The following is a 17,882-nucleotide window of genomic DNA, read 5'->3' on the forward strand; positions in this document are numbered from 1 at the left end:
ACAAAGCAAATAACCATCATGAAAAATATACTCATCCCGGCATCTTTCCTGGCCGTTGCATTTACGGCCGAAAGAAAGCTATTGAAAACCGAGAACCAGTTGCTGGTCATTCGTGAAGAAGACAAGAGTACAGCATCACGACTGTACAGTTTGTTTTTTCATGAGCAGCAAAAAGAAGTACAACCGGCTTTTACAGATGAACCCGATTCCGGACCTGATTACTACAGCAGTTATGAATAACAAAAAGGAGAAGCCAGGCTTCTCCTTTTTTATTTAGTGTTGATGTGTTTATATTTTACCAACCATGTTTGCTGGTATTACCCACTCATCAAATTGCTCTGGTGTAACATATCCAAGTTTCACTGCCATTTCTTTCAGTGTTGTTCCTTGTTTATGTGCTTTTTGTGCAATTTCAGCAGCTTTGTAATAACCGATCTTGGTGTTGAGTGAAGTAACCAACATCAAACTATTTTCCACATGCTTTTTAATATTCGCTTCAATTGGCTCAATGCCCACTGCACATTTATCATTAAAGCTTACACAACCATCACCTATCAATCTTGCACTATGCAGGAAGTTGTAGATCATTACCGGTTTAAACACATTCAATTCAAAATGCCCCATTGCACCACCAACATTGATCGCTACATCATTGCCCATCACCTGCGCAGCGATCATTGTTAATGCCTCGCACTGAGTTGGGTTTACCTTACCCGGCATAATGGAAGAACCTGGCTCATTATCAGGAATAAAAATTTCACCAATTCCACTGCGTGGACCACTGCTCAACATACGAATATCGTTTGCGATCTTCATCAAGCTAACTGCAACTGTTTTCAATGCACCGTGTGCTTCAACAATAGCATCATGTGCCGCCAATGCTTCAAATTTATTCTCGGCCGTTTTAAACGGAAGCTTAGTGAGTTTGGCAATATGCTTTGCAACATTCACATCATAATTGGGAGGTGTGTTTATACCTGTACCAACTGCTGTTCCACCCAATGCCAGTTCACTTAAATGTGCCAATGTATTTTTGATCGCTTTCAATCCATGATCTAACTGCGATACATAACCGCTGAACTCCTGCCCTACTGTAAGCGGCGTTGCATCCATAAAATGCGTACGGCCGATCTTCACAACTTTCTTATATGCTTTTGCTTTTTTATCTAACGTATTCCGCAACTTCTCAATACCGGGGATCGTTGTCTCTATTAAGATCTTGTATGCCGCAATATGCATGGCAGTAGGGAACGTATCGTTACTGCTTTGGCTTTTGTTTACGTCATCGTTCGGATGCAGATATTTTTCTTTATCGTCGAGCTTGCCTCCGTTGAGTACATGGCCACGGTAAGCAATCACTTCGTTCACATTCATATTACTTTGTGTTCCGCTGCCGGTTTGCCAAACAACTAATGGAAAAAAATCATCGAGTTTTCCTTCGAGTATTTCTTTACACACTTTACCAATCAATACCGCTTTCTTTTTGGGTAACACACCTGCTTCATTGTTGGTTATAGCTGCGGCATGTTTCAGGTAAGCAAATGCACGGATAATTTCTTTCGGCATACGATTGATATCCTGTGCAATTTTGAAATTGTCGATGCTGCGTTGGGTTTGTGCGCCGTAATAAGCGTTAATGGGAACTTTTACTTCTCCCATTGTATCTTTTTCAATTCTGAAGCTCATAATGAATGATTTTTTGTAAGTTCGGAAAGTGCCGCAAAGGTAGGTGTTAACTGAGTTGGTTTTCCTAATTTGAGTACGCAAATCATATGACGAAATTCATTTTTTCTTCTGCAATCAGCCTTGTCCTCACTATCGTTTGCTTTGGACAAAACCCTAACCCCGTTCCAACGCCACAACAGTTGAAATGGCACAATTCAGAGTATTATCTTTTTGCCCATTTTGGTCCAAACACTTTTACAGATAAAGAATGGGGACATGGTGATGAACCCGAAGATATTTTCAATCCAACGGATCTTGATTGTCATCAGTGGTGCCGCATTGCAAAGCAGGCCGGAGCAACTGGTATTATCATCACAGCTAAACATCACGACGGATTTTGTTTATGGCCCAGCAAATATTCAACACACACTGTTCGTGAAAGTAAATGGAAGAATGGAAAAGGTGATGTTCTGAAAGAATTAGCAGCAGCATGTAAAGAGTATGGGTTGAATTTCGGTGTGTACATTTCCCCATGGGACCGTAACCATCCTGATTATGGCACTGAAAAATACAATGATGTTTTTGTGAACATGATGAAAGAACTGTTCACTAACTATGGACCGATCACAGAACTGTGGTGGGATGGCGCCAATGGCGAAGGACCAAATGGTAAAAAGCAAGTGTACGACTGGAAGCGTTTTAGAGAAACCGTTCGAAAACTCTCACCATCAACAGTTGTGTTTAGTGATGTTGGTCCGGATATTCGGTGGGTCGGAAATGAAAAAGGTATTGCAGGAACAACAAACTGGAACACGTTAAACATTGAAGGTTTTACACCGGGACTTGGTGCACCATCAACAGATACTTTGAATGCGGGAAATAAATATGGTACACATTGGATTCCGGCCGAATGCGATGTCAGTATCCGGCCGGGTTGGTTTTATCATGCAGAAGAAGATAGCAAAGTAAAATCGCCGGAAGATTTGTTTCAGTTGTATTTAAAATCAGTTGGCCGTGGCGCAACATTATTATTGAATGTACCGCCTGACAGAAGAGGGAAGTTTCATGCAAACGATTCAGCGGCGTTAGTGGGATTTAAGAAGTTGCGTCATGAAAGTTTTAAAAATGAGCTGCTAAAAAATCAAAAACAACTTTCCATTAAACAAAATCACCTTTTAAAAGAAGTAAAAATTGAGTTACTGAAACCAGAAAAAATAAACTGCATTGTACTTAGCGAAAATTTAGTAACCGGGCAAGCCTGTGTTAAGTTCAGTATTTTCTTTTTAAACAGTAAAAAGGAACCGTTGAAAGAAATAAAGGGAACGACAATTGGTAGAAAACGAGTTATTACTTTCTCTGCAGTTGACAATGTCAGCCTTATAAGTTTGGTTATTGAAGAACAAAAAAAGACAACTGTGATAGCAAAAATAGATGCCTATTTAATCTCTGATAGTTTGATTGAAAAATAGGAGTACTATAGCTTACTCATATATTCAATTAGTGCAAATACATCTTTACGAATTGAAAAATCGGTATTATGAGTTTGTATGTAATGTTTAACTGCAGCTTCTTTTTCTGAATAAAAAGCCAAGACAGTTTTGCGGTTTACCGGTTGAAATTCATTGAACTTATTACCGATGAATAGACTCTGCCCGATAGAGATAGTAGTTACTACTTGTGGAATAAGGCCTAACCTGTTGTTAGTGGGAGCCAGTAGTAATGCGTATGGATCGGAACCTGAAAGCATTGGACTTCCATATGCTCCCACTCTTCCTTTACTCACAGCTCTGTAAAAGGTGGCAGTTGCAATTTTTATTTCTCCAAACACTGTATCAACTCTGACAAATCTGTTAAAGGCAGAATAAAAAGTGTCTTTACCAATCTGAATGAAATGTACTTCATTTGAATTGTCAAATGTCAATGTGTCTCCTTGAGGTCGGATAAATAGCATCTCCTCAAATAAAAAATTGTAGTTCAATCTAGCTGAGCTTGCAGTTCCATTTTTAAAATAAACTACCCCATTCTGAAACTGAGAATATGCGTTTGCATCAGAAAACGGAACAACATTTTGCATTGGTTCTCCGGGTTGAATAATATATGTTTTTGCTTTTTGTCCGTAAACATAAAAACCAGTAAACGCACATAAAAGGACAGTGATAGTTTTTTTCATAAGCTGTTGTGACTCTATTATTATCATTAACACTAAAGATACTCTATTAATTAAAATCAGCTTTCCTCTTCTCCAGAAATGCTCCCACTCCCTCTTTCATCTCTTCTGTTCCAAAACATTCACCAAATAATTTGATCTCTGCATCAAATCCATTTTGTGATGAATCGAAATGTGCATTCACGGCTGCAATTACTTTCGCAACTGCAGTTGGACCCTTAGCCATGATGGTTGCAAGCAGGTCCTTCGTTTTCGGAAGTAATTCATCTGCGGTAACAACATAATTCACCAGCCCCAGTTGCTTTGCTTCATTCGCATCGATCATAGCAGCGGTCATCATCAATTCAAGACCTTTTCCTTTGCCAATAAGCTGCACCAGGCGTTGTGTACCTCCATAACCGGGTATCAATCCAAGATTAACTTCCGGCTGACCAAACTTTGCATTTTCGCTTGCCAACCGAAAATGACAACTCATCGCCAACTCACAACCTCCACCTAATGCAAAACCATTGACTGCCGCAATAATGGGTTTGGGCGAACGTTCAATTTTATTGAATACCATTTCCTGACCTTTTCTTGCCAATGCTTCACCATCCATTGTGCCCATCGAAAGAAATTCGGAAATATCTGCACCGGCAACAAACGCTTTTGGACCGGCACCTGTAATAACAGCACATTTGATTGCCGCATTACCGTACACTTCATCAACAGCGGCAGATAATTCTTCAATCACTGTTTTATTGAGTGCATTTAATTTATCGGGACGATTAATAGTAACAACAAAAATTCCATCTTCCAAAGAAGTAAGCAATGTTTGATAACTCATACAAGTAAGTTTAAGAAATGTACAATCAGAAGTTACGATGTTTCGACACCCATTCTTTTATGTAAGCCGAAATATCCTGTGTATTGGTGCCGGGCAGAAATAATTTACCAACGCCCATCTTTGTTAATGCATCCACATCTTCATCAGGAATAATGCCGCCGCCTGTAAGCAGCACATCATTCATTTCTTTTTCTTTCATCAAATTCAAGAGGCGGGGAAAAACAGTCATGTGAGCACCGCTTAAAATACTTACGCCGATTGCATCCACATCTTCCTGCAATGCAGCATTCACCACCATTTCCGGTGTTTGGCGAAGCCCGGTATAAATTACTTCCATACCTGCATCACGGAGCGCAGTAGCAATTACTTTAGCACCACGATCATGGCCATCCAGTCCAACTTTAGCAACGAGTACACGTACGGGTCTGTTCATACAGCAATGTTATGTTGCGAAAATAGGCATTTCAGCTAACGATTGTAAACAAGTCAAGCCGGAACCTCAGATTACAATTTCTTACGGCTAAACTTCTGCTTCATTTGTTTTAATCCTTGCGCTGCCAGCTTTGAACCAACTGAATCTACATTCTCAAAAAAGATCACCCGATCACCCAACTGGCGTGAATGTTTATAGGTAACAGAATCGATCAATGTTATTTTTCCAAAATGCTGAAATACTTCATCATCTGCATCGGGCATTCTTCGTCCAACAAAAATTAAATGTTTGAAACCAATATCATTCGGAATCCAATGCAGGAACGATCCATTATCAGTGATCACTTTTGATTTGAATTGTTCATCCGTTCCATAATATTTTAAGGCGCCTGCAAGTCCATAATGCCGGCAATAAACAATTGTACTGTCTCTTTCGTTCTGCGGCAACGATAAAAACTGTATCTCAGCTTTAGTTGTAATTTCTTTCCAGCCAAGGTAATCCGCAAAGTCTTGTGGTAACGAATGATTTTGCTGATCTTCCCATTTCAACATACCTGTTCCTTCCACATCACGCTCTTTATAATAAGCGGCCAGTTTATCAGGTTCCCATAGTGGCATAGCCATCGGCAAGGTAAAGCCAGCAAGAAAAAGAATGACTGCAACAGTTACCCATCGTAACCATTTGAGTTTTACAGTTGTCCATTGTTGCAAAGCCACTGAACCTGCTGCAAATAACATAGGATATAAACCCATGGAGTAATAATTTTTTCCGCTGCTTACAATCAGCAATACAATTACTGTGAGATAGATCCATGCCAGCATGCGGTACGGATTACCTTTTGCAGTATACAACCAGATTAACCCCATCACCCAAATAAAAAATGCGGTGAAGTACATCAGTATTTGTCCAATTAAAAAATCAACCGGACTCAAAAACTTCAACTGCGTTTCTCTTAGTTCTTCCATGTGATGTAACAAGGGCCAGTTATGATTGTACTGCCAAATTAAATTGGGCAATGCGATCAATAACGCAAACAACCCTGCGCCGTACAAATGTTTATTTAACAAAAGTGAACGGTATTGTGTAAGCAACAGGGCCAATGCAAAACCTAGAATAAAAAACGAAATCGAATTTTTGCTTAACCACGCACAACCAAATGCAAAACCGATCCAATACAGAAACACTACTTGTTTAGTATTGATATACCTGATAATGAAATAGGCACTCAATGTCCACCAGAAAACTTCCAGAAAATTTGCCTGAAATAAAAAGTGAAGGCGCAGGTAAGCAGTAAACATAATACACAGGCCAGCAATGAAGACTGCAAACAATTTGCCGCCCATTTCCAAAACCATGGCACAAGTGATAATGAGTGTGATTGCACCAAAAAATGAAGGCCAGAATTTTACCCAGAAAAAGCTTCCGCCAAATACATGTGTGAGGTATGATAACCAGGAAAGCATTGGTGGCACTTCCATATAACCCCATGCTAAATGATAACCTTGTTCTAAATATAAAAATTCATCTCGGTGTAATTCATAAACGGGATGTTGCAGAAAAAAAGGCAATGCAAATTTGATGAGTGCCAGCAAGAAAATAAATGGCCAGGCAGATTTAGTAAGGTTCATGAAGTTAAGATAATAGCTTATCTGTAAATTACAACATGAACTATCGAAAATTTGGCAACACAGAATTATCAGTAAGCGAAATTGGTTTTGGTGCATGGGCCATCGGTGGCGGTGCGATGATCGGCACTACAGCTATTGGTTGGGGTGATGCAGACGATAATACATCGATTAAAGCCATTCATGCAGCTTTGGATGCAGGGATCAACTTTTTTGATACTGCTGATATTTATGGCCTTGGTCATTCAGAAAAAATGATTGGCAATGAAATCGGCAACAAAAGCGATGTAGTTGTTGCAACGAAAGTGGGCAATGTTGCACGCAATGAACAATTTAATGTCGACTATTCCAAAGACCATATCCTTGCTGCATGCGAAGCATCTTTGAAACGATTGAACAGAGATGCGATTGATTACTATCAACTCCACACAGCCCGTTTAACACATTTACAAAACGGTGAATGCATTGAAGCCATGCAACAATTACAGCAACAAGGTAAGATTCGCTATTGGGGTTTATCGTTGAATACGTTTGAACCAAACGATGATGCAGCTTTTTTATTGAATAATCATTTAGGGAATGGTTTTCAGTTAGTGCTCAACATCATTAACCAGAAAGCATTATCGTTAATGATGACTGCTGCAGTAAAAGGCTATGGCATTATTGCACGCATGCCGTTACAGTTTGGTTTACTTACCGGCAAGTTTGATGAGCAGGCTAATTTCACTGACAATGATCATCGGAAGAACCGGTTAACAAAAGAAGTGATTGATGCCACTTTACTTGCAACAGAACCTGTTTGGAAACTGTGCAGCAAATACAATTGCACAAAAACTCAATTGGCGTTGAGTTATATTTTAAGTTATGATGAAGTGTCTGTAATTATTCCCGGTATTCGTACACCCGAACAGGTAAAGTTGAATACGGATGGTTTATTTACACTGGAGAAAGCCGATCAACAAATGATTGAAGAGTTGGGTAAGGGTTCATTTGGCGAGTTGATGGAGTTGATACGAAAACAAGGATAACACAGCAATAAAAAATGCCTCTGCAGCTGCAGAGGCATTTTTGTTATAACAAAGTCTTTTACAATAAGCTCAACGCATACTCCATCCGCTTTACAGTTTCTTCTTTACCGATCATTTCTGCGATCTGGAATACAGCCGGACCAAACTTGCCACCCACCAACATGATACGCATGGGCAATTGCAGTTCACCGGGTTTGATTGCTTTTGCAGCAGCCAGTTCTTTAAACGCATTCTCGATTGTTGTTAACTCCCATGTGCCGAATGTTTTCAACACATCAACATACTCTACGAAGAATCGCTTCTTCTCTTCCGTCCACTTTGGTTTAACTGCATCAAGCTCTAATGTTTCAGGAGCTTTAAAGAAGAACCCTCCCTGCTGTACAAAATCAGGTAACAGTGTACAACGGTCTTTCACCAGTTCAATTACTTTTTCAAGTTTTGCTGTATCACTTACATCAATACCGCTTGCTGCAAAGTATGATTCAATCTGTAATCGCAAATCTGAAACCGGCAATCTCTTGATCCATTCATGATTGAACCATTTTGCCTTTTCATAATCAAACTTGGCACCTGCACTGTGTACACGTTTAATATCGAAGCTGGCGATCAACTCATCCATTGTGTACAGCTCTTTTTCTGTACCATCGTTCCAGCCAAGCACGGCCAGTAAATTAATGAATGCTTCAGGCAAAAATCCCTTTTCAAAAAAGCCTTCGGTTAATTCATTTGTTTTAGGATCGGTCCAGTTCATCGCAAAAACAGGAAACCCGTATTTGGCACCATCACGTTTACTCAACTTTCCGCTTGGTCCAAGTATTAATGGCAAGTGTGCCCATTGCGGCATCGAAGCTTCCCAGCCCAAATATTTCCATAACAACAAATGCACAGGTGCACTTGGCAACCATTCTTCACCACGAAATGCATGGGTGATCTTCATTAAATAATCATCTACCACCACAGCCAAATGATAAGTAGGCATACCATCTGCTTTCAGCAATACTTTATCATCAACCAATCCCGTTTGGAAACTTACTTCACCACGGATCATGTCTGTAAAAGTCAGCACATCGTTCTCCGGCATTTTAATACGGATCACATGCGGTGTATTCTTTTCCAACAGTTCTTTTACTTCATCATCTGTTAAGTTTAAACTATTCCGCATGTTTTTGCGTGCCCGGTGATCATATTGTGGTGAAGGATTTTCTTCTGTTTTTAATTCTTCACGCATCTTCTCCAAGTCTTCTTTGGTATCAAATGCATAATATGCGAAGCCACGTGCAACTAACGTTTCCGCATAGCTGCGGTACATCTCTTTGCGTTCACTCTGGCGGTAAGGGCCATAGGGTCCGTTATGTACCGGACTTTCATCGGGCTCCAATCCACACCATTTTAAACAATTGAAAATATATTCTTCAGCGCCCTGCACAAAGCGTGTTTGATCGGTATCTTCTATCCGTAACACAAACTCACCGCCATGATTTTTGGCAAATAAATAATTATACAACACGGTGCGTACACCGCCTAAATGCAAACCTCCCGTTGGACTGGGAGCAAAACGTACTCGTACACTCATGCCGCAAAGATAAAGTCTAAAACACCAAACCCCTAAAGGGGCTTTAAACGTTTTCAATTTTATACCTTCACCACATCAATGAAGAAACATTTCTGTCTGCTCATTTTACTTTTTACTTGTGTTGCTACGTATGCGCAGACTGATTTTACATTTCCTTCGCTTGTTGTGGAATATGACAGTGCCATTATTTTCCGTAACCTGAAACTGATTCCCACCAAAAGAATCGAGCAATCAAAAGACAGCGACTATGTTTCCCCCAACTCTGTTTCATTGAAAGCCGGTATGGCAAAAGGATCCGTGAAATTGAAGGAGCGGGGAAACTATATGCTGGACAACATCAATGTATTATTGATTGAAAACAGTAGCGGCAAAGATCTCCTGATCAAGAGTGGCGAAATAGTGATGGGTGGCCGGCAGGATCGTGTTTTTGCCAGAGATACTATTCTTGAAACAGGAAAGCAACATCTGATTCCTGTTTATTGTATCGAAGAAAATCGCTGGAGTGCTGCGGAAAAGAAATTTACTTACAGAGGCACAACGGGCAGCGGTTTGCAAAACATTATTGATACTGCAAAAAATCAAACCAAGGTGTGGGATGAGATCAGACGGTTACTGAAACATAACAATCAAACCAACTCTTCTTCGTATGCTGTTTTGCTTGGTAATAAAAAAACAGCTGATACAACCAATCAATATGTCCGTTATTTTTTACAGCAACTGAGAAGCAAGGATAGCAGTATCGTCGGCATCATTGCATCAACCGGTAATAAAATATTGGGAGCCGATGTGTTTATCAGCACCTCATTGTTTTATCAAACCTTACCGGGCTTATTAGAAAAGTATTGTACAGAAGCTGTGCTTACTGGTACAACTGCAAATCAAAATCATAGTCATGAGGCTGTTTATGCTAATGAAATGCTCTCGCCACAAACACAATCCGGTTTTCTTTCAAAGAAAGGAAAACGGTTTTTTTATAAAAACGTACTTATACAGTTAACCGGATATGCTCATCTGTACTAACTTCAACTATGTTTTACATTGCAACAACACCGTGGTGGCTCCGTATGTTATTCCCTTCGGATCTTACATGGAGCTTTCCTGCAAACGAAAAAGTTTTATACTTAACCTTCGATGATGGACCAACTCCTGTTGCAACTGAGTTTGTATTGGATGAATTAAAAAAGTACAATGCAAAAGCAACCTTTTTTTGTATCGGCAACAATGTGCAGCAACATCCTGCATTATATCAACGTCTTTTTGCAGAAGGGCATCGTGTAGGTAATCATACACACGATCACTTAAATGGATTTCATACAACAGATGAATTATGGTTGAATAATATTAAAGAAGCAGCAAAATGGATCGATTCTGATCTGTTTCGTCCCCCTTATGGAAAGATCAGGAGCTTCCCTGCCAAAGTGCTGAAAGAATCGAACCCTCCGTTTAAAATAATTATGTGGAGTGTGTTGAGTGCCGATTTCGACACGAGCATCAGTCCGCAAAAATGTTTGGAGAATGTAACGAAGAACACAAAACCGGGTAGCATTATCGTATTTCACGATAGTGAAAAGGCCTTCCCTAATCTGCGGTTTGCGCTGCCTGAAGTGTTGAAATTATTTTCGGGTGAGGGTTACCGTTTTGAAGTAATACGCTAGAAATGAGCTGAAAAAAGGAGGGCCGGGGTGGAAACCCTGGCCCGTTTTTAATCCGTACCCTATGAAAACTTTTGCTAAGGTACAATTTCTTTTATCAGATGCAAGTGTTTTTTCTTAGGGCAGAATAATGATTCTTACGTTACCATTAATGGTTAATTCTGCCTTGTTATCGCATCGGCCATCGCCAAAGTTGAGCAAGCCGCCCGTGTTATTAAATTTGATCCGCATTACACCTTTTGAGATCCAGCGGCAGCTGAATTTCTTGATCAGGGGTTCAATTACTTCATGTCCCCATGTTTTGCCACGGCTGTTTTCACCACGGCCTCCGCCGGTGATAGAAAAAATATCATCCAAAGGCCAGAATGGCGTTCCGTTTCCTTCAATCTGCGCAACTGTACGCACACTGTTCCAGGCTACCCAACGGCCACTGTCCCAGGTAAGTTTACCCTCAATAACTTTCGTAGTAAAGATGCGGTTGTTGCTGGTGCTGTTATTGGTTACTTCATGCTTTCCCTGCACTTTTACGCTGTCGATCTTATGATTTTCGAATGTGGTAGTGGCTTTGCTGCCGGGAATACCCATAGGGCCGGTGAATACCGTAATGATCTTTCCTTTGCGGAGTTTACCGTCACGGCCAAGACAACCATCACCGAAATTGATTGTGACTGTTTTTGGGAAAACGCCCGGAGTATTTGGACTCACTGTTATTGTGAAACAACGGATACTGTCTACACGACCAGTAATATCTCCGCCTTCCATGCGACCGAAAATGCCTACACCGGCTGTAATACCAAGTGATTCGCCATTGGCTTCTGCACCAATACCCATGGTATTATTAAATACATCGTCGTAAGCAGCTTCGGCTTCGTTATTGCTTTCTGTACTTTCAACAGTGTTTAACTCTTCTTCCTTCGATTGGCTTGCTTCTTTTTTGCAGGCTGTAAATGTAAGAGCACCCAGCAGCAGGAATGCTAATGTGCCTTTTGTTAAGATTGAACTTGTTTTCATGATATACGCTTTTGGTGGTTTATTTTAAAAACTGAACAGTACAAAGACTTACCACCTGTCAGTTGGTTTAAAGAGCGTTAAAAATAATTAAAGGTACTCAGTATAGATAAACGGGAAATAACCGGGTTGAGTACCTAGCCGGAACAGCTTATTTTTGCGGTTTATGGAAATCATTGATACACATACCCACCTCTATCTCGAAGATTTTCAGGTAGATATTGAAGATGTTCTAGATCGGGGCAAGGCAGAAGGGGTCACCCGTTTCTACCTTCCCAATGTTGACAGCAGCTCTATCGATGACCTGTTAAAACTGGAGGAAAAACATCCCGACTGCGTTGCCATGATGGGGCTCCACCCCTGCTCCGTTAAAGAAAATGTGGCCAATGAACTGAAACTGGTGGAAGAATGGTTGCGAAAACGGCCTTTTGCAGCCGTGGGTGAAATCGGGTTGGATTATTATTGGGATAAAACATTTGTAGCTGAACAAAAAGAAGCCTTTCGTAAACAGATCAACTGGGCACAGGAGCTGAACCTGCCCATTGTGATCCACAGCCGGGATTCAATGCAGGATTGTATTGACATCGTTAAGGAAAATCAGAATGGAACCCTGCGGGGTATTTTTCATTGCTTTGGTGGAACTGTGGATGAAGCAAAGCAAATTATGGATCTGGGTTTCCTGATGGGCATTGGTGGTGTATTAACTTATAAGAAATCAGGATTGGCTGAAGTGCTGACATCAATCCCTTTAGAATATCTCGTATTGGAAACTGATGCACCCTACCTCACCCCTGTTCCATTCAGAGGTAAGCGCAATGAACCCTCCTATTTGAAGTATGTTGTTAATAAGATCGCAGAAGCCATGAATATTCCGGTTGAGGAAATTGCAGCGCAAACAACAAGCAACGCTCAAAAATTATTCGGTAGCTGAATCTTATAACTGTATTTTTGCTGCCCTCTAAAGGAGACGTGTGCGAGTGGTTGAAGGAGTCCCGACGTAGTCGGGAGAAAGTGTGTAAATGATATGTAACTGGTTTAGATCAAAAATATTCAGAGAGGTGTCCGAGTGGTTGAAGGAGCACGCCTGGAAAGTGTGTATGCGGGAAACTGCATCGAGGGTTCGAATCCCTTCCTCTCTGCTTTAGATTTATAAAAAAAATGCTGCAAATACATATTGCAGCATTTTTTTGCAGCGCCCACTCAAATTATATATCGCATGTAATCCTCTTCAATTTTATTTATGGCATAAGCTTTTGAAGAGTTTGTTCGGGCACTGTCCAAAACCCAGTTTGAATTATTTTCCGATTCTTATCTATTAAAATCCAATACGGGATTGCGTTTATTTTATATTTAAAAGCAAGAGTGCTCTTGAAACCCTTTAAATCAGAAATCTCAACCCATGGTACATTGTCTTTTTCAATTGCTTTAATCCAGTCAACTTTGTTTTCGTCTAGAGAGATGCCAACAATTTCTAACCCTTTTTCATGATACTTTTTATACAAACCGCTTAATCCTGGCCGCATTGTCCGGCAAGGTGCACACCAACTTGACCAAAATTCCAATAATACATAATTCGATTGTAATTGATTAAGATGAAAAACAGCTCCATCGGGCTTTGCCATTGAAAAATCGTTAATCATGTTCCCGGGAGCTAAAATCTTTTCTCTTTCAATCTCAGTTGATAAAAATTCAATATTATTCGTGTTGCAGCTTGTATCAAGTTTATTGAAGAGCATCTCCTTCTCTTTAAAGTTCAGCCCAAAGAGTCTGATAAAATCAATTGAGAGGTTTGAGCAGGGATACTTTGTTACAAAATGATCAACCATTGAAAAAATGCGTTTGTAAACAGAATCGTTTCTCACAGCAGGATCGCCAATGTAATCGACTTTTGTATAAAGCTCTCTTCTCAACTTATTGATCTTAAAATAACTCTCTGAAGTTTCTGGTCCTTTTACTGATGTTATCTCAAATAGCTGCTTTGAAGAAATACCTTGTTCAACTACTTTTTCAACAGTAATTTCCATTCTGCCGCTATCCAACCATAGTTGTTGTTCTTCTTCATCTTTTCCAAAGACTATAGTTGCAATACATGGATTTTTTGCTTTTCCTGAAAACGAAAATGAGCCATTCTTTAAAATCTGAACAATTGATTTCTGACCATCATAAGAAACAAAAATCTCATTTGTAGTGTCAGCTATAATTTTTCCCGTAACAGTAAAATTAATTTGCGCTGGAAGCGAAGTGGTTATGACAGCGATTAAACAAATTAAGAAATATTTTTTCATAGCAATGTTTTTCATAATTACCATCTTAAATAAAATTCAGATCGTCATCCAAAATAGATAATTTCTTGAATTGAACAGCTGTTGAATAACTCGACAAATTGGGTCGCCCAAAAAATCTGGATATAACAAGGTGGCAAAGAACTCTTTATTTCTTCTTCGCTGCTGCCACTTTTTTCTTACCAACTTCAGTCATGGCAAAAGAGCGTGTCATGGTTTTAATTTTTTCGGCCTTACGAAAACGTAGTGCACTCCAGTCTTCATCAATGGCAACAGCACGAACAGGTTCATAACCAAGCTCACCAAGTTTGGCCCAACCGGTATCACGATTAAACTCGCAGGTATATTTTTTTGAAGTTCCTTTTGGATAACAGAACCAGATTACAGCATCGTCTGCGGCTTTCTTTGCAATTTGCTCAGCAGCTTTATCAACTTCCTTCTGTTTCGTAGCAAACACGATTACAAAATCAATTTGTTTTGCTTTGCTGAGAGTATCACTAATAGTTGCTTCATCACTCATAGTTTTAAGCTCCGGCAAAAAACTATCAGGATGATTAACGGATACAATTGTACCCTGCGTTTTGTAGTTGAGTTTTTTAAATAGCGGTGTCATATGCAGAAAGAATAAGACCGAATCAGATGATACCCAGTTTTTCTACAGCCGATTGAGCGGCTATCTGGCTGGCATCTTTTTTATTGAATGCTTTGCCCTCAGCGATCACTTCACCATCAACCACTGCACCAATCGTAAATAAACGTCGGCCGTTTTCTAATCGTTCATCCAATGTTTCAAAATCAAGCGCCTTCCCGTTTTTATTGGCCCAGCCGTAGAGTTTGTTTTTATGATTGATCTCAAGCGCTTCAAGATCTTCCATGAACAAATAGGGAACAATCACATTCTTTACGATCCAGCGGTGTGTTTTCTTATAACCCAGATCGAGATAAATAGCACCCAGTAATGCTTCAAGTGTATTGCCGAATATCTGTGAGATCTTAAGTGAGTTGTCGCCCTTGTTGTAAAGTGTTACTTTTTTCAGTCCCATCCGCACAGCAATATCATTGAGCGTTGCACGGTTTACCATTTTGCTGCGCATCTCGGTTAAAAAACCTTCGCCTTTGTAGGGATATTTTTTGAAAAGATAATCAGCCACAACAGCACTCAATACTGCGTCGCCTAAAAACTCAAGCCGTTCATTGTTTTGATCACTACCTTCTTTAACGGAACGATGGCTGAGTGCAGTTTTGTAAAGTTTAAGGTCGCCCGGACTATACCCGAGTATATTACGCAGGTTACTCTCAAACTTATTCTTAGCGGGTAATATTTGTCGGACGAAGTTCCGCACCATACAGGTTTATTACATCATTCACCCAAAAACAAATTGCTTTACGGCAGATGTATGTTCTGACAAATCTAAAGGAATTCAGGAATATTTCTTTACAATCACTGAAGCATTATGTCCACCAAAGCCAAACGTGTTACTTAAAGCAGCACGTACTGTACGTTTCTGTGCTTTGTTAAACGTGAAGTTCAGTTTAGGATCAAGTTCAGGATCATCTGTAAAGTGATTAATGGTTGGAGGCACAATATCATGCACCACACTCATTACACATGCAATGGCTTCTAAAGCACCTGCGGCACCCAAACAGTGACCTGTCATTGATTTGGTTGAGCTGATGTTGAGATTGTATGCATGCTCACCAAATACACTCATGATCGCTTTTGTTTCAGCAATATCACCAAGAGGTGTAGAGGTGCCGTGTACGTTAATATAATCGATATCAGACGCCTGCAACCCTGCATCTCTCAATGCAGCACTCATTACATTTTTTGCACCAAGTCCCTCGGGGTGAGGAGCTGTAATATGATGCGCATCGGCAGTTGCACCACCACCTGCAATTTCGCAGTAAATTTTTGCACCACGCTTCAATGCATGCTCAAGACTTTCAAGCACAAGCATACCCGCACCTTCGCCCATTACAAAACCATCACGATCCTTATCAAACGGACGGCTGGCTGTTTTGGGATCATCGTTTCGTTCACTCAATGCTTTCATCGCATTAAATCCGCCAACACCTGCTGCACTTACAACCGCTTCACTTCCGCCGGTTAAAACAATATCTGCTTTACCTAAACGGATATTATCATAAGCATCAATGATGGCGTTGGTTGAAGAAGCACAAGCTGATACAACAGCGAAGTTTGGACCACGGAAACCATGACGCATTGAAATTTGTCCGGCTGCAATATCCAGGATCATCTTAGGAATGAAAAAGGGATTGAAACGGGGAGTTCCATCACCATTGGCAAAGTTGACAACCTCTTCCTGGAAAGTAATGAGGCCGCCAATACCGCTGGCAAAGATCACACCTACTCTGTCTACATCAACATTGTCTTTGTTGATGCCCGCATCTTGTACTGCCTGATCACTTACAACCAGTGCAAACTGCGTAAAGCGGTCGATCTTCCTTGCTTCTTTTCTATCAAGATAAGTTGTGGGATCAAAATCTTTCACCTCGCAGGCAAAACGTGTTTTGAACTTCGAACAATCAAATTGCTTGATGAAATCAGCACCGGATACACCATTGGTCAAACCATCCCAATATTCATCGAGAGTTTTGCCCAATGGTGTAAGGGCACCAATTCCGGTAACTACTACTCGTTTGAGCTCCATAAGTTGCCTGGGAAAGATTAATTACACTGAATATACAGTGGTGAATTACTTAGCGTGTTCTTCTAAATAAGTTACTGCCTGACCAACAGTTGTGATGGTTTCAGCTTGCTCATCGGGGATAGAGATGTTGAACTCCTTTTCAAATTCCATGATCAGTTCAACTGTGTCTAACGAATCAGCTCCCAGATCATTGGTAAAAGAAGCTTCAGGATTCACTTCTGACTCTTCAACACCTAACTTGTCAACGATGATTTTTTTTACTCTTGCTGCGATGTCTGACATTGTCGTAATAATTTGGTTACAGGTTGCAAAAATAGAGTTTTTAAGCAATTAGCAAGCGTTCCTGTAAAATTGTCTGAAACGCTTCATTTTCAGGATGTTTCGGACGATTTTCATGACCGTATCAAAAAGCACTGTTACCAGGCTTTCATGAAGCTCCTCTTCCGTTAAGTTACAACTGTTTGTTTTTACATAAAAAAATGTAACTTGTTCATCCTGCTTAAACTTACTTATGGCGCTTAAACAAATTGACTTTGGAACGGCTGAGCATCGGCAAATGATCAACCTGCGGTATGAAATACTACGCAAACCGCTTGGATTGAACTTTACGCCGGAAGAACTGGAGAAAGAAAAAAACGACATTCTGATTGCAGCCTTTGAAGAAGAGAAAATGCTGGGCTGCTGCTTTCTTACACATATAGATAATGCCACTGTACGTTTGCGACAGATGGCCGTAGAAAATAATCTGCAGGGGAAAGGCATTGGTGCTTCACTCATGAATTTTGCTGAAAACATTGCACGTGACCGTGGGTATAAGACCATGATGATGCATTCCAGAAAAACAACCTGCCATTTTTTCGAAAAGCAGGGTTATAAAATTGAAGGCGATGAGTTTATACAGTTAACGATTCCTCATTTTAAGATGGTGAAGAAGTTGCGGTGAAAAGAAAT

General features: G+C 40.3%; 19 protein-coding genes and 1 tRNA gene. 8 read left to right on the top strand and 12 right to left on the bottom strand.

Features of this window, described 5'->3' with window-relative positions; genetic code table 11:
• Window positions 1-18: 18 nt before the first annotated feature.
• A complete protein-coding gene (locus tag VK159_RS17310) occupies window positions 19-240 on the top strand; it encodes a hypothetical protein (RefSeq protein ID WP_324231425.1) in 222 nt (73 codons plus the stop codon).
• Window positions 241-288: 48 nt separating this feature from the next.
• On the opposite strand, the gene fumC is transcribed toward VK159_RS17310, so the two are convergent.
• Entirely contained in the window at window positions 289-1,686 is a 1,398-nt protein-coding gene (gene fumC, locus VK159_RS17315; RefSeq protein WP_324231426.1) for a class II fumarate hydratase, read from the bottom strand.
• Window positions 1,687-1,772: 86 nt separating this feature from the next.
• On the opposite strand from fumC, the gene VK159_RS17320 reads away from it, so the two are divergent.
• Window positions 1,773-3,134, top strand: a complete 1,362-nt coding sequence (locus tag VK159_RS17320; protein WP_324231427.1) for an alpha-L-fucosidase — start codon at window positions 1,773-1,775, stop codon at window positions 3,132-3,134.
• 5 nt (window positions 3,135-3,139) lie between these two features.
• On the opposite strand, the gene VK159_RS17325 is transcribed toward VK159_RS17320, so the two are convergent.
• The 4 genes from VK159_RS17325 to VK159_RS17340 all read right to left on the bottom strand — a co-directional run bounded on the left by VK159_RS17325 (window position 3,140) and on the right by VK159_RS17340 (window position 6,719).
• Window positions 3,140-3,835: a hypothetical protein gene (locus VK159_RS17325; protein ID WP_324231428.1), complete on the bottom strand. Its 696-nt coding sequence runs from the start codon at window positions 3,833-3,835 to the stop codon at window positions 3,140-3,142.
• Window positions 3,836-3,881: 46 nt separating this feature from the next.
• Window positions 3,882-4,658 (bottom strand): enoyl-CoA hydratase/isomerase family protein, encoded by a 777-nt coding sequence (locus VK159_RS17330; protein WP_324231429.1) that lies wholly within the window; start codon window positions 4,656-4,658, stop codon window positions 3,882-3,884.
• A gap of 25 nt (window positions 4,659-4,683) precedes the next feature.
• Window positions 4,684-5,091, bottom strand: coding sequence for a cobalamin B12-binding domain-containing protein (locus VK159_RS17335; protein ID WP_324231430.1), 408 nt, complete (start codon window positions 5,089-5,091; stop codon window positions 4,684-4,686).
• 71 nt (window positions 5,092-5,162) lie between these two features.
• Window positions 5,163-6,719: an ArnT family glycosyltransferase gene (locus VK159_RS17340; RefSeq protein ID WP_324231431.1), complete on the bottom strand. Its 1,557-nt coding sequence runs from the start codon at window positions 6,717-6,719 to the stop codon at window positions 5,163-5,165.
• A 35-nt stretch (window positions 6,720-6,754) separates the two neighbouring features.
• Here VK159_RS17340 and VK159_RS17345 point away from each other — a divergent pair, with 35 nt between their 5' ends.
• On the top strand, window positions 6,755-7,744 hold the full coding sequence (locus VK159_RS17345; RefSeq protein WP_324231432.1) for an aldo/keto reductase: 990 nt from the start codon (window positions 6,755-6,757) through the stop codon (window positions 7,742-7,744).
• A gap of 58 nt (window positions 7,745-7,802) precedes the next feature.
• Here the strand turns inward: VK159_RS17345 and gltX are convergent, their stop codons facing one another.
• Window positions 7,803-9,317 (bottom strand): glutamate--tRNA ligase, encoded by a 1,515-nt coding sequence (gltX, locus tag VK159_RS17350; protein ID WP_324231433.1) that lies wholly within the window; start codon window positions 9,315-9,317, stop codon window positions 7,803-7,805.
• A gap of 78 nt (window positions 9,318-9,395) precedes the next feature.
• On the opposite strand from gltX, the gene VK159_RS17355 reads away from it, so the two are divergent.
• The gene (locus tag VK159_RS17355) at window positions 9,396-10,337 is read left to right on the top strand and encodes an ARPP-1 family domain-containing protein (RefSeq protein ID WP_324231434.1); all 942 of its coding nucleotides are present in this window, start codon (window positions 9,396-9,398) and stop codon (window positions 10,335-10,337) included.
• 8 nt (window positions 10,338-10,345) lie between these two features.
• Window positions 10,346-10,972 (top strand): polysaccharide deacetylase family protein, encoded by a 627-nt coding sequence (locus VK159_RS17360; protein WP_324231435.1) that lies wholly within the window; start codon window positions 10,346-10,348, stop codon window positions 10,970-10,972.
• Between the two features lie 114 nt (window positions 10,973-11,086).
• Here the strand turns inward: VK159_RS17360 and VK159_RS17365 are convergent, their stop codons facing one another.
• The gene (locus tag VK159_RS17365) at window positions 11,087-11,980 is read right to left on the bottom strand and encodes a hypothetical protein (RefSeq protein ID WP_324231436.1); all 894 of its coding nucleotides are present in this window, start codon (window positions 11,978-11,980) and stop codon (window positions 11,087-11,089) included.
• A gap of 163 nt (window positions 11,981-12,143) precedes the next feature.
• Between VK159_RS17365 and VK159_RS17370 the strand changes: the two genes are divergently transcribed.
• Together VK159_RS17370 and VK159_RS17375 are read left to right on the top strand one after the other, a co-directional pair.
• A complete protein-coding gene (locus VK159_RS17370; RefSeq protein WP_324231437.1) occupies window positions 12,144-12,908 on the top strand; it encodes a TatD family hydrolase in 765 nt (254 codons plus the stop codon).
• A gap of 121 nt (window positions 12,909-13,029) precedes the next feature.
• Window positions 13,030-13,116: transfer RNA gene (locus tag VK159_RS17375), tRNA-Ser, on the top strand.
• 99 nt (window positions 13,117-13,215) lie between these two features.
• Here VK159_RS17375 and VK159_RS17380 read toward each other — a convergent pair.
• The 5 genes from VK159_RS17380 to VK159_RS17400 form a co-directional block, all read right to left on the bottom strand.
• Window positions 13,216-14,277 (bottom strand): TlpA disulfide reductase family protein, encoded by a 1,062-nt coding sequence (locus tag VK159_RS17380; RefSeq protein WP_324231438.1) that lies wholly within the window; start codon window positions 14,275-14,277, stop codon window positions 13,216-13,218.
• Window positions 14,278-14,407: 130 nt separating this feature from the next.
• Window positions 14,408-14,872 carry a hypothetical protein gene (locus tag VK159_RS17385; protein WP_324231439.1) on the bottom strand — a complete coding sequence of 155 codons (465 nt, stop codon included), beginning with the start codon at window positions 14,870-14,872 and terminating at the stop codon, window positions 14,408-14,410.
• A 22-nt stretch (window positions 14,873-14,894) separates the two neighbouring features.
• Window positions 14,895-15,605 (bottom strand): ribonuclease III, encoded by a 711-nt coding sequence (gene rnc / locus VK159_RS17390; protein WP_324231440.1) that lies wholly within the window; start codon window positions 15,603-15,605, stop codon window positions 14,895-14,897.
• A gap of 75 nt (window positions 15,606-15,680) precedes the next feature.
• Window positions 15,681-16,931 carry a beta-ketoacyl-ACP synthase II gene (gene fabF / locus VK159_RS17395; RefSeq protein WP_324231441.1) on the bottom strand — a complete coding sequence of 417 codons (1,251 nt, stop codon included), beginning with the start codon at window positions 16,929-16,931 and terminating at the stop codon, window positions 15,681-15,683.
• Between the two features lie 45 nt (window positions 16,932-16,976).
• On the bottom strand, window positions 16,977-17,213 hold the full coding sequence (locus VK159_RS17400; RefSeq protein ID WP_129131635.1) for an acyl carrier protein: 237 nt from the start codon (window positions 17,211-17,213) through the stop codon (window positions 16,977-16,979).
• 229 nt (window positions 17,214-17,442) lie between these two features.
• Between VK159_RS17400 and VK159_RS17405 the strand changes: the two genes are divergently transcribed.
• Complete coding sequence (locus VK159_RS17405) at window positions 17,443-17,874, top strand: GNAT family N-acetyltransferase (protein ID WP_324231442.1); 432 nt, start codon at window positions 17,443-17,445, stop codon at window positions 17,872-17,874.
• The last annotated feature ends 8 nt before the right edge of the window (window positions 17,875-17,882 follow it).

Origin of the sequence: Lacibacter sp. (assembly GCF_035299325.1) — a bacterium.
Classification (GTDB): Bacteria; Bacteroidota; Bacteroidia; order Chitinophagales; family Chitinophagaceae; genus Lacibacter.